Source organism: Micromonospora sp. NPDC023644 (assembly GCF_040640115.1).
In the GTDB taxonomy this organism is placed as follows: domain Bacteria; phylum Actinomycetota; class Actinomycetes; order Mycobacteriales; family Micromonosporaceae; genus Micromonospora.
In genome coordinates, this window is record NZ_JBFABA010000091.1 from 1 (window position 1) to 11220 (window position 11220).

Genomic DNA, 11220 nt, shown 5'->3' on the forward strand with positions numbered 1-11220 from the left:
GGCGGACGGGCCGGGGGGGGGGGGGGGGGGCCCGGGCCACCCCCCCCCGCCCCGCCCGCGGGCGCGGCCGCCCCCCCCCCGCCGGCCGCGCCGCCGGCGCCAGCCCGGCCAGGTCGCGGGTCGGCACCCGCTCGCCGCTGGCGTCGTGCGGCGCGGGGGGTACGTCGACGGCCAGCGGCTCGTCGACGTCCACCGGCTCGGCCTCCGGCCTCATCCGCGCCGGTTACCCGCCTGGCCGGCCGGCAACCCCGGACGGTCAGCCGCGCGTCGGCGCCCCCTGCGCCCCGGGTCCGGTGCCGCCGGGCCGCGCCGCCGGCGCCAGCCGGGCGTCGAGGGCGTCGAGGTCGGGGACGAACCACACGTGGCCGGACCGGTTCGACTCCTGCACGAGGGCGCGCAGGGCCGAGCTGGCCGCGAGGTGGCGGCTGATGTCGCCCACGACGACCAGGCGGATCCGGTAGTTGACGAACTTCTGCATGACGTCGCCGGCGAAGCGGGTGCCGAGGGAGAAGAAGGAGGCATCGAGCCGGCTGGCCGGCACGGCGACCAGCTGGGCGCCGAGGAAGGCCGAGCCGATCAGGTCCAGCGCGTCCTGCTCGGTGGCCACCGGCGGGCCGGCCGGGTCGCACACCAGCACCGGCACCCCGGCCCGTTCCTGGATGACGTCAGGCACCGTCGGCCTCCCCGGTGAGCAGGCCATTGTCGCCGTCGAGCACGGCGTCGACCAGGCGTAGCACGTCGGCGGTGGCCGAGGCGCCGCCCAGGATCACGATCTTCATGCGGTTCCGCTCCTCGTCGTGGACGGTCTGGATGCGCAGGGGGTGCGCCCGGTGGTGGGTGGTGTTGGCCGCGGCCAGGACGAGCGTGGCCAGCCGGTCGGCCGCGGCCCGGTCGACGCCGTCGATCTGCAGGATGCTCGACACCTCCACCGCCGCGCCGCCGGCGGGACCGGCGGGTGCCGGCCGACCGGTCAGCGCGTCGAGGTCGGCGCGGGCGATCCGGTACTGCTTGCCGATTCGCACCGCCCGGAGCCGGCCGGCGCGGATGTAGCCGCGCACGGTGCGCACGTGCAGGCCCAGCCGCTCCGCCACCTGCTCGACCGAGTACATTTCTTCACTCATCGCTCCCTAATCTAGCCCAGAAAGGGAAGCATAGGGAAGCGGCTGTGGCGCGGGTGTCGTTCCCACCCGCGCCGGTGACAGCCCTCGTCGCGCGGCGGCACGCGCCTCGGCGGCCGCCACCTTGATGTCGTGCCGTCAGGGGCGGTTACGCAGGCGGGCCCGCACCGCGTCGACGTAGGTGTCGCGGGAGGTCGGGCCGCCGAAGCGCAGCCGGTCGTACGGGCTGAACGCCGGCATCAGGGCGTCCAGTTCGTCGACCAACGCGCACAGCCGCAGCGCCGTGCCGGCGTCGGTCGGGTCGGCGTCGAGGTCCGCCAGCGCCGCCCGGATGGCGGCCACCAGCTCGTCCTTGCGCCGGATCGTGGCCGGGGCGACCGACCGCAGGCAGACGTACCGGCCGCTGAGATAGGCGTCCCACTCCGCGGCGCCGACGCCCTCCTCGGCCCAGTGGCCGGTGAACCACGCCTCCAGCGCGTCCGTCCCGCCGGCCCGCTCGGCGAGCGCGAGCAGGTCCACGGGCACCATCTCCGCGCCGTCGGAGCGCAGGTATCCCGGCAACGGAAGCCGCCGGTCGAGCATCAGCCGGCGTACGTCGTCCGCGTCGCACCCGCGTGCGGCGCACAGCTCGTCGAGCACCGCGAACTGCGCGCTCACGTACGCGTCGTCCGCCGCCGTCATCGGATGGTCGCCGTTGACCTGCCGATACCGTTCCGCCACCCACTGCCTGAGCCGCATCGGAGCCCTCCTGCCCACGTCGTCGGGGAGGAACGGTAGCGGCCGGACGGTTCGGTGCCGGCCGAACGGTTCCGTGGATATCCGTTGCGGTCACCGTCCAGACCCGCCTACGGTCATCGACGCAAGGTCAACCGAACGACCCAGGGGAGTACGCCGTGTCGCAGCGCACCCGCACCGACGCCGTGTGGCCGACGCCGCGCGGTGGTGCCCTGCTGCCCACAAGCGGACGATCCTGCGGGCAGCACCGTCCCGGGCAGGGGCGGCAGCCGGGGTGGCGGCGCGTCTAGCGCCAGCGCGTACGCGCAGCCGCCCACCCCACCGGGGGCCGGGCGGCTTTTTCGTCCACCCGATCGCCATCCTTCCCGTCCCGGCCCCGCCCCGGCGGCGTCGCCCCGTTCTCAACTCCACAGTGAAAGTGACACCCCGGCTGCCCCGCCACGGGCCGGCCGGGAGACGAGACATCACCGGGACGAGGGAGCTGGCTGACCCGCTCGCCTTGGGCGCGAGAGACGCGGGGTTCGATTCCCCGGTCCCGGACGGCAGGACAGGGCGCCGACCCTGTCCTGACACGGGCCGTTGGAGCAACGGTGCCGATCGCCGGTGCGAATCCGGCCAACCGCGACACCCGTCGGGCCACGCCCGGCGGACCGGCCGCGCGCTGGGCGCGGAGTGGCCGTGCAGGCCGCTCTCGCCGGGTTCGATTCCCGGGCGGTCGTCGAACCTCTCCGGTCCCGCCGCGACGGCGACGACCAGCCGACGACACAAGGAGACGACGATGAGTTACACCCCGCTCGCGGGCACCCGCGCGCCGGTCCGGGTCTGGACCGATCCGTACGGCATCGAGCCGCAGGCCGCCCAGCAGCTGCGCAACATCGGCGCCCTCCCGTGGGTGGAGGGCGTCGCGGTCATGCCCGACGTGCACTTCGGCAAGGGCGCGACGGTCGGCTCGGTCATCGCGATGCGGCAGGCCGTCTCGCCGGCGGCGGTCGGCGTCGACATCGGCTGCGGCATGTCGGCGGTCCGCACCTCGCTGAGCGCCGCCGACCTCCCGGACGGCCTGGCCGGGCTCCGCTCGGCGATCGAGGCCACGATCCCGGTCGGGTTCCAGCAGCGGGAGAAGCCGGTCGACCCGCGCCGGGTCCGTGGGCTGGAGCAGGCCGGCTGGGACGACTTCTGGCGTCGGTTCGCCGACCTCGACCGGCGGGTGGCGCAGCTGGAGACGCGGGCCCAGCGGCAGATGGGCACGCTCGGCGGCGGCAACCACTTCATCGAGGTCTGCCTGGAGCAGGGCGGCGCCGACGAGGGACGGGTGTGGCTGATGCTGCACTCCGGCTCCCGCAACATCGGCAAGGAGCTGGCGGAGCGGCACATCGCGGTCGCCCGGCGGCTGCCGCACAACACCGACCTGCCCGACCGGGACCTCGCGGTGTTCCTCGCCGGCACGCCGGAGATGGACGCCTACCGCCGGGACCTGTGGTGGGCGCAGGAGTACGCGCGGCGCAACCGGGCGGTCATGCTCGCCCTGCTCTGCCAGGTGGTGCGGGAGCAGTTCCCGCAGGTGAGCTACGACGAGCCGATCAGCTGCCACCACAACTACGTGGCGGAGGAGCGCTACGACGGCGTCGACGTGCTGGTCACCCGCAAGGGCGCGATCCGGGCCGGTCGGGGGGACCTGGGCATCATCCCGGGGTCGATGGGCACCGGCTCGTACGTCGTGCGGGGCAAGGGGAACCCGGACGCGTACTGCTCGGCGTCGCACGGGGCGGGGCGGCGGATGTCGCGGGCGCAGGCCAAGCGGACGTACAGCACCGCCGACCTGGCCGCGCAGACCGCCGGCGTGGAGTGCCGCAAGGACGCCGGGGTGGTCGACGAGATCCCCGGCGCGTACAAGGACATCACCCAGGTGATGGCGCAGCAGGAGGACCTGGTCGAGGTGGTGGCGCACCTCAAGCAGGTGGTCTGCGTGAAGGGATGAGCGCCGGCCGGCGCCCGGGAGGGGTGGGCGCCGGTCGTACGCCCCGGCGGCCCGCGCGGCGCCGGCCCCGCGCGGTGAGGAGTCCCCCCGTTTGGGTCGGCCCGCGATCGATACCCGTAGAGTCTCGCCGTGACCGAGATCGACGTACAGGTCGACCTGTTCCACCCGGCGGACCGGGTGTGGCACGCATTGACGGATCGCGCGCTGCTCGCCCGGTGGTTCACCGAGGTCGAGCCGATGGCCGGGGCGCGCGGCCGGCTGCTGCTGTTCACGGCGGGACTGCCCGGGTTCGACGCCGCCGTCGACGCGGAGGTGACCGACCGGCGCGAGCCGGAGCTGATCGCGTTGCGGTGCCTCGAGGGCGGCCGGCGCAGCCGGCTGACCTGCGCCGCCACCCCCACCGCCGAGGGGTGCCGGCTGTCGGTCCGCGAGGTGCTGGAGCACGGCAGCTGGTCCGACGAGCAGCGCGAGCGCCGCGAGGAGTCGTACCGGCAGGCGTTGACGGGGCGGCTGCCGGCGATCCTCGACTGGCTGGCCTTCCGGCAGGTCGACCTGCGGCGGGGCGAGGCCGGGATGACCGCCGAGATGCCGGTGACCGAGGCGGTCGGCGACGAGCCGGCACCGGCCGGCCGTCGCCGCTGGCCGCTGCTGGTCGCGGGGCTGGCCGGCATCGTGCTGGCCGCCGGGGTCGCGGTGTGGGCGGTGCTGCCGGCCGAGCCGGACCCCGTCGCCGGCCCCGTTCCGGCGACGTCGCCGACCGCCACGACCACCGCGAGCCGTACGGCGCGGCCGACCCCCTCCGCCCGCCCCACGCGGAGCGCCACGCCGACCCCCTCCCGCCCCAGCCGGACGCCCTCGGCGACCCCCTCGGCGACGCCGTCGCGTACGCCCACCTCGAGCGCGCCGTCGGCCCCCGCCGCGACCGCCCGCTACGAGACCGTGTCGACGCGGCTGCTCGGCTACACGGGCGAGGTGGTCGTCGACAATCCCGGCAGCGCGGCGGTGAACGGCTGGCGGGTGGTCGTCACGCTGGCCGAGGGCGGCACGCTCACCGACGTCAGCGGGGCCGAGTGGCGCCAGGACGGACAGGTCGTGACCTTCACCGGGCCGCCCGTGCCGGCCGGCCGCTCGCGGACCTTCACGTTCGCCGTCCGCGACGTCGACCAGCTCACCAGGGCGCCCGAGGACTGCTCGCTGGGCGACGAGCCGTGCGCGGGCCTCTGACGCCGTCGCCGGCGTAGCGCGGGCCCGTCGCACCGGGCCCGCGCTGTTAGGATGGGCGCGAGTGATCGGAAGAGGGAGACCAGACGTGGCGGGTGACGACGACATCTCCGGGTGACACCGGAAGTGCCCGGCCACCGGCAGGCGTTCGACCGCCGCCGTCGTGGCCACGGGCCGTCGTCTACCGAGTCCCGTCCCAGGGCGCCCGGCGCGCCCGCGTCACCCCGAGGGTTTCCGCATGTCCGATGCGTTCATCATCTGTTCGCGCCTCTCCTTCTCCTGGCCGGACGACACCCCGGTCTTCGAGGAGCTGTCGTTCACCGTGGGCGCCGGCCGCACCGGCCTCGTCGCGCCGAACGGCGCCGGCAAGACCACGCTGCTCAAGCTGATCGCCGGGGAGCACCGGCCCACCGGCGGCTCCGTGACCGTCGACGGGGTGCTCGGCTACCTGCCGCAGAGCCTCCCGCTGGCCGGCGACCTGACGGTGGCCGAGGTCATGGGGATCGCGCCGGTGCTCGGCGCGCTGCACGCCATCGAGTCCGGGGACGCCGCCGAGGAGCACTTCACCACGGTCGGCAACGACTGGGACGTCGAGGAGCGCACCCGCGCCCAGCTCGACCGGCTCGGCCTCGACGACGTGGCCCTCAGCCGGCCCCTGCACACCCTCAGCGGCGGCCAGGTCGTCTCGCTCGGCCTGGCGGCGCAACTGCTGCGGCGGCCCGACGTCCTGCTCCTCGACGAGCCCACCAACAACCTGGACCTCGACGCCCGCCGCAGGCTCCACGCCGCGCTGGAGGACTGGACCGGTTGCCTGCTGCTGGTCAGCCACGACCGGGCGCTGCTGGACCGGATGGACCGCATCCTCGAACTCGACCGCAGCGAGATCCGCTCCTACGGCGGGAACTTCACCGCGTACGAGGAGGCGGTGCGCGCCGAGCGGGAGGTCGCGGAGAAGAACGTCCGCCACGCCGAGCAGGAGGTCAAGCGGGAGAAGCGGGAGATGCAGCAGGCGCGCGAGCGGGCCGAGCGCCGGGCCGGCAACGCCGCCCGCAACCTGAAGAGCGCCGGCCTGCCGAAAATCTTCGCCGGCACGATGAAGCGGGGCGCCCAGGAGTCGGCGGGCCGGTCGAACGAGACGCACGCCGCGCGGGTCGGCGACGCCCGGGCCCGGCTCGACGAGGCGGGCCGCGCCCTGCGCGAGGAGCAGCGGATCACGCTGGAACTGCCCGGCACCAACCTCCCGGCCGGTCGCACGGTCTTCCACGGCGAGGGCGTGCAGGTCCGCTACGGCGAGCGCGCCCTGTTCGCCGGCGACGGCGTGGACCTCACGATCCGGGGGCCCGAGCGGATCGCCCTCACCGGCCCGAACGGCGCCGGCAAGTCCACCCTGCTGCGCGTGCTCGACGGCGAGGTGCAGCCGGCGGAGGGCCGGATCAGGCGGGCCGACGGCCGGATCGCGTACCTGTCCCAGCGGCTGGACCTGCTGGACCTCGACCGCACGGTGGCGGAGAACCTGGCCGCGTACGCGCCCGCGATGCCGGAGGCACAGCGGATGACCCTGCTCGCCCGCTTCCTGTTCCGGGGCGCCCGCGCCCACCTCCCGGTCGGGGCGCTCTCCGGCGGCGAGCGGCTCCGCGCCACCCTGGCCTGCGTGCTGTTCGCCGAACCGGCGCCGCAGCTGCTCCTGCTGGACGAGCCGACCAACAACCTGGACCTGGTCAGCGTCGCCCAGCTGGAGAGCGCGCTCGACGCGTACGAGGGCGCGTTCGTGGTGATCAGTCACGACGAGCGGTTCCTCGCGGCGATCGGCGTGGACCGCTGGCTGCGCCTCGCCGACGGCCGGCTGCGGGAGACCGGCGCCCCCGCCGGGGTCGCGTCCCGGTCGTGACCGGGGGACGTCAGCCGATGCGGTACTGGTCGCCGTAGACGGCGAACACCAGCGGCGTGTTCAGGTCGAAGTTGCCGTTGTTGAGGAAGACCCGCTGCGCGGTGTCCACGCGGGAGGTGTCCGAGTGCGCCGGTTCCTTCCTCATCTCGGCGACCCGCTCGTCGAGGAAGGCGTGCAGCCAGGTCCGCTCGTCGCCGCCCTGGGCCGGGGGCTTCGCCCGGGCCAGGGCGCGGCTGCGGATCGCCCGCATGCCCTCGTAGCCGTGCATCACCGCCGCGTCGTAGTACGCGAACTGGCCGAGCGCCCGCACCCCGTCGGCCTTGCCGTCGCGGACGGACGGGTTGAAGTACACCCGGTCCCGCTCGGCCTCCTGGGCGGCCCGGAACACGGGATCGGCGGCGGCGGTGCGCCAGTCGCGGGGGAAGTACGGGTCGAGGCCGGCGTGCGAGTCGCTGCCGTTGACGGCGCGCAGCGCCGGCAGGTAGCCGGCCAGCACGTTGCCCGGCTTCGTCCGCGTGTACGCCTCCACCAGTTCGAGCATGTCGCCGGTGCCGGAGCAGAAGCCGATGATGCCGGCGGTGTAGCCCCGCCCGTCGCCGATGTCCTCGATGTAGGAGAACTGCGCGCGCCAGTCGAGCGAGGAGTTCTCGGCCGCCGAGACGAGCTGCATGGCGACGTCCTTCTTGGCCGGGTCGTCGAGGGGAGCGCCGGCCGGGGCGGACGGGGTGGGCGTGGCGCCGCCACCGGGCAGGGTCCACCGCTGGTTGGCGGTGCCGGCGCAGCTCCAGATCTGCAACCGGGCGCCGTTGGCGGTGCTCCAGTCCGTGACGTCGAGGCACTTGCCCGAGCCGGTGTTGACCAGCGCGCCGTTGCTGGCGGTCCACCTCTGCGCGCCGGTGCCGTTGCAGTCGTACAGCTGCACCTTGGCGCCGTCGGCGGTCGACGCGGCGGTGACGTCCAGGCACTTGCCGAGCGCGCGGACCGAGCCGTCGGCGTTGCCGACCGTCCACACCTGGGCCGCGGTGCCGTTGCAGTCCCAGAGCTGGACCGGCGTGCCGTTGGCGGGGTTGGCCCCGGCGACGTCGACGCACTTCCCGCCGAGGCCGGTGATCGGCCCGGCCGCCGCGGCGCTGGCCGAGGGCAGGCCGTAGCCGATCGCGGCGACGGTGACCACGAGGGCGCCCGAGAGCTGGGCGACTGTCCGCTTGCGAGGCATGGCGCTCCTCGGTGGGGGGAGTGGCGGCGCGCCGCCTCCGATCGGTGGGCCTCCGTCGCGGCGGCTCGGCCTGGCGACCGCCGCGAGCTTTAGGAAACCGTATTAACAGATAGCAGTACGTCGATTGCCTGTCAAACGGGGGTGGCGGCCGGCCGCCTCCTTGGTCGACGGGGCGTGACGTGGCACGATGCGAGGCGGGCCGGGGAAGGGGGCAGCCGTGTCGATGCTCGTCACCGAGTTGGGTGGGCTGCGCCGTCGCCTGTCGCGGGTGGCCCTCGTCCACGTCGCGCTGTCGGTCGGGTTCGCGCTGCTCGCGGCGATCGGCGTGTCGTCGCCCGCCCGGCGCGCGGGGGCGTTCGCCGTGCCGTGGCTGCTGATCGGGGCCGCCGGGGCGCTCGGCGCGTTGCTCATCGCCGCCGCCGCGTGGCGGCTGCGTGCCGGCCTCGCGGCGGGACGACCGCCGGTGGGCCGGGGAGCCGTGCGGTGCGAGACGTCGGCCCGCCTGGGCATGGCGCTCGCGGCGGCGGTGGCGCTCGCCGTCGGCGTGGCCGTGGCGCCGGCCGGGTCGGAGCGGGGATTCGTGATCGGGGTGGACGTGGCCCTCGCCGGCGCGCTCGCGCTGTTCGCCCTGGCGGCCGGCGACATCCGCCGGGCCGCCCGCCCGTCGGAGCGGACCGCCGGACCGTCGACCGGATGAACGCCGGGCCGGGCTGATCCGTCCCCGGCGCCGAACCGCGCGCCGGTATGACGGTTCCGTTATGCCGTATATCGGCGGCCCTCGCTCTAGCATTCACGTACATCGATGACCGGCGGTGGCACGCCGCCGGACAACTCAGGGAGTGCGTGTATGTTCCGACGACAACTGCTGCACGCGGCGACCGCCGCGCTGGCGGCGGTGCTGGCCGCAACCGGAATGCAGGCCGCTACCGACACGAGCGCGTCCGCCGACCCGGGCGCGTCCGCCGCCCGGACCGTCTACTACGACGCCAGCCGGGCTGGCGAGTTCCGCACCAACTTCGACCAGGCCGCGGCCATCTGGAACAGCCGGGTCAGCAACGTCCAGCTGGTTGCCCGCACGCCGGGCAACGTCACCATCTACGTCGACAGCGGCTGGCCGCGCGCCCAGGTCAGCGGGCTCGGCTCCGGCCGGATCTGGATGGGCTGGACCGCCGTCAACCAGGGGTACGACCGCACCCGCATCGCCAGCCACGAGCTCGGCCACATCCTCGGCCTGCCCGACCGGCGTACCGGGCTCTGCACCGACCTGATGTCCGGCAGCAGCGCGCCGATCTCCTGCCGCAACGCGTACCCGAACTCCACCGAGGCCTCGCGGGTCAACTCGCTCTTCGCCGGCGGCCTGGCCGCGTCGGCGGTGCCGGCCGCGACGTACACCTGGAACGACGACGCGGGTGACGTCGGGCCGCTCGTGGTGGGTGGCCGGCCGGCCACCGAGAACTACCCGTGGATGGTGTACGTCTCCGGCTGCACCGGCACGCTGATCAAGGCGAACTGGGCGGTCACCGCCAAGCACTGCGGGACTCCGTCCTCGGTGCGGGTGGGCAGCATCTACCGCAACAGCGGCGGCACCGTCGTCTCCGTGATCCGGGCGGTGAACCACCCGAGCGTCGACGTGAAGCTGCTGCAGCTGTCCAGCTCGGTCAGCTACGCCCCGGCGCCGATCCCGAGCACCTCCGGCGCGGTCGGCACCGCCACCCGGATCATCGGCTGGGGCCAGACCTGTGCCCCGCGCGGCTGCGGCAGCGCCCCGACCGTCGCGCACGAGCTGGACACCTCGATCGTGTCGGACAGCCGCTGCCTCGGCATCAACGGCCCGTACGAGATCTGCACCAACAACACCAACGGCAACTCGGGCGCCTGCTACGGCGACTCGGGCGGCCCGCAGGTGCGCCGGATCAACGGGGCGTGGGCCCTGATCGGCGCCACCAGCCGGGCCGGCAACAACAACTCCACCTGTGCCACCGGCCCGTCCATCTACGTGGACCTGCCGTCCATCCGGTCCTGGATCAACACCCAGGTCGGCGGCCTGCCGGTCTGACCCACCCCGGTACGGGGGACGCCGCGCGCGGCGTCCCCCGTACGTCGTTGCCGGTCGTGTCGTCGGGGTGTCACGCGGCGACCACCCGCAGTACGGTACGGTGCCTGGCACACCGACCCCTTCCGAGGTGAACCATGCGTGTCGTGGCCGCGCTCGCCCTGACCCTGGCGCTCGCTCCCGCGCCGACGCCGACGGCCTCCGGCGGGCCGGTCGGTGACCTGCTCGACGGCGTCGGACAAGTCGTCGACGACCTGCTCGGGGGAGGCGGCGGGACCACCCCGGGGGCCTCCCCGACGCCCCTCCCGTCCGGCCCCGCGGCCCCCGCCCCGTCGCCGGGCGGCCCGTCGGCCGCGCCCGCCGCCCCGAGGCCGGCCGCGTCCGCGTCCGTGGCCGTGGGCGGGTCCGCGGCCCCGGCCGCCCGCGACCGGACCGCCGGACGCCCGGCCGAACGGGGGGCACCGGCCCCGAACGGGCGGGGCGCCGCCTCCGACGCTCCCTCGACGGTCGCGGCCCCGCCGGGGGCGGACGACGACGGGGGAGCGGACCGGTGGCTGGTCCACGGCCTGGTGCTGGGCGCCCTGGCGGTGCCGGTGTTGTTCGTCCTGCACCGGCGGTGTCGGCCCGCCGTCGCGGCTACCGGCTCGCCCGGCCCGTCGAGCCCGCCGGCCCCGTCGCCCCCCACGCCCGATCCGGACGAGGAACCCCTGGTCGACAACGTGACCCACCTGCCGACGAACCTGAACGCCATCTACGAACTGGGCCGGCTCGACGAGCGACTCAGCCAGGAGCGCAACCGCCGGTCCTGAGCCGGGTGAGCGCCTGGGCGCAAGGGCCGCACCTTGCCCGGGGCGGGCGCGGACGGAGACGACGACAAGGGCCGGCCCCGTGGGCCGGCCCTTGTCGTCGTTCGGTGGTGTGGGTCGGGTCAGGCGGTGTAGCCGCGGGTGGCGATCCAGTCGGCGAGGTTGTCGACGCTCATCCGGTAGGAGGCCTGGTTGGGGTCGGCGG

At 75.0% G+C, this 11220-nt stretch carries 10 protein-coding genes and 1 tRNA gene; 7 read left to right on the forward strand and 4 right to left on the reverse strand.

Annotated features, from left to right (window positions below):
* Nucleotides 1–256 precede the first annotated feature (256 nt).
* From AB0G08_RS29405 to AB0G08_RS29415, 3 genes are all read right to left on the reverse strand, one after another.
* Nucleotides 257–673, reverse strand: coding sequence for a DUF4180 domain-containing protein (locus AB0G08_RS29405; protein ID WP_358094003.1), 417 nt, complete (start codon nucleotides 671–673; stop codon nucleotides 257–259).
* Nucleotides 666–1121, reverse strand: a complete 456-nt coding sequence (locus AB0G08_RS29410) for a helix-turn-helix domain-containing protein (protein ID WP_358094006.1) — start codon at nucleotides 1119–1121, stop codon at nucleotides 666–668. The genes AB0G08_RS29405 and AB0G08_RS29410 overlap by 8 nt, the downstream gene beginning before the upstream one ends.
* Before the next feature lie 135 nt (nucleotides 1122–1256).
* Entirely contained in the window at nucleotides 1257–1856 is a 600-nt protein-coding gene (locus tag AB0G08_RS29415) for a DUF6058 family natural product biosynthesis protein (protein ID WP_358094009.1), read from the reverse strand.
* Nucleotides 1857–2320: 464 nt separating this feature from the next.
* Between AB0G08_RS29415 and AB0G08_RS29420 the strand changes: the two genes are divergently transcribed.
* The 4 genes from AB0G08_RS29420 to abc-f all read left to right on the forward strand — a co-directional run bounded on the left by AB0G08_RS29420 (nucleotide 2321) and on the right by abc-f (nucleotide 6940).
* Nucleotides 2321–2393: transfer RNA gene (locus AB0G08_RS29420), tRNA-Pro, on the forward strand.
* Between the two features lie 238 nt (nucleotides 2394–2631).
* Nucleotides 2632–3831 carry an RtcB family protein gene (locus tag AB0G08_RS29425; protein WP_358094012.1) on the forward strand — a complete coding sequence of 400 codons (1200 nt, stop codon included), beginning with the start codon at nucleotides 2632–2634 and terminating at the stop codon, nucleotides 3829–3831.
* A 129-nt stretch (nucleotides 3832–3960) separates the two neighbouring features.
* Nucleotides 3961–5055: an SRPBCC family protein gene (locus AB0G08_RS29430; RefSeq protein ID WP_358094014.1), complete on the forward strand. Its 1095-nt coding sequence runs from the start codon at nucleotides 3961–3963 to the stop codon at nucleotides 5053–5055.
* A 235-nt stretch (nucleotides 5056–5290) separates the two neighbouring features.
* Nucleotides 5291–6940: a ribosomal protection-like ABC-F family protein gene (gene abc-f, locus AB0G08_RS29435; protein ID WP_358094017.1), complete on the forward strand. Its 1650-nt coding sequence runs from the start codon at nucleotides 5291–5293 to the stop codon at nucleotides 6938–6940.
* 10 nt (nucleotides 6941–6950) lie between these two features.
* Here abc-f and AB0G08_RS29440 read toward each other — a convergent pair whose 3' ends face one another.
* A complete protein-coding gene (locus AB0G08_RS29440) occupies nucleotides 6951–8156 on the reverse strand; it encodes a chitosanase (RefSeq protein WP_358094020.1) in 1206 nt (401 codons plus the stop codon).
* A gap of 217 nt (nucleotides 8157–8373) precedes the next feature.
* Between AB0G08_RS29440 and AB0G08_RS29445 the strand changes: the two genes are divergently transcribed.
* The 3 genes from AB0G08_RS29445 (at nucleotide 8374) to AB0G08_RS29455 (ending at nucleotide 11018) form a co-directional block, all read left to right on the forward strand.
* Entirely contained in the window at nucleotides 8374–8853 is a 480-nt protein-coding gene (locus tag AB0G08_RS29445; protein WP_358094023.1) for a hypothetical protein, read from the forward strand.
* Nucleotides 8854–9003: 150 nt separating this feature from the next.
* A complete protein-coding gene (locus AB0G08_RS29450) occupies nucleotides 9004–10212 on the forward strand; it encodes a snapalysin family zinc-dependent metalloprotease (RefSeq protein WP_358094026.1) in 1209 nt (402 codons plus the stop codon).
* Nucleotides 10213–10346: 134 nt separating this feature from the next.
* Nucleotides 10347–11018, forward strand: a complete 672-nt coding sequence (locus AB0G08_RS29455) for a hypothetical protein (RefSeq protein ID WP_358094029.1) — start codon at nucleotides 10347–10349, stop codon at nucleotides 11016–11018.
* The last annotated feature ends 202 nt before the right edge of the window (nucleotides 11019–11220 follow it).

What these genes read in the sequence shown, in the direction of transcription:
- AB0G08_RS29410 (WP_358094006.1), bottom strand. Translation starts at nt 1,121, where the DNA reads ATGAGTGAAGAAATGTACTCGGTCGAGCAGGTGGCGGAGCGGCTGGGC.
- AB0G08_RS29450 (WP_358094026.1), top strand. Translation starts at nt 9,004, where the DNA reads ATGTTCCGACGACAACTGCTGCACGCGGCGACCGCCGCGCTGGCGGCG.
- AB0G08_RS29425 (WP_358094012.1), top strand. Translation starts at nt 2,632, where the DNA reads ATGAGTTACACCCCGCTCGCGGGCACCCGCGCGCCGGTCCGGGTCTGG.
- AB0G08_RS29440 (WP_358094020.1), bottom strand. Translation starts at nt 8,156, where the DNA reads ATGCCTCGCAAGCGGACAGTCGCCCAGCTCTCGGGCGCCCTCGTGGTC.
- abc-f (WP_358094017.1), top strand. Translation starts at nt 5,291, where the DNA reads ATGTCCGATGCGTTCATCATCTGTTCGCGCCTCTCCTTCTCCTGGCCG.
- AB0G08_RS29415 (WP_358094009.1), bottom strand. Translation starts at nt 1,856, where the DNA reads ATGCGGCTCAGGCAGTGGGTGGCGGAACGGTATCGGCAGGTCAACGGC.
- AB0G08_RS29455 (WP_358094029.1), top strand. Translation starts at nt 10,347, where the DNA reads ATGCGTGTCGTGGCCGCGCTCGCCCTGACCCTGGCGCTCGCTCCCGCG.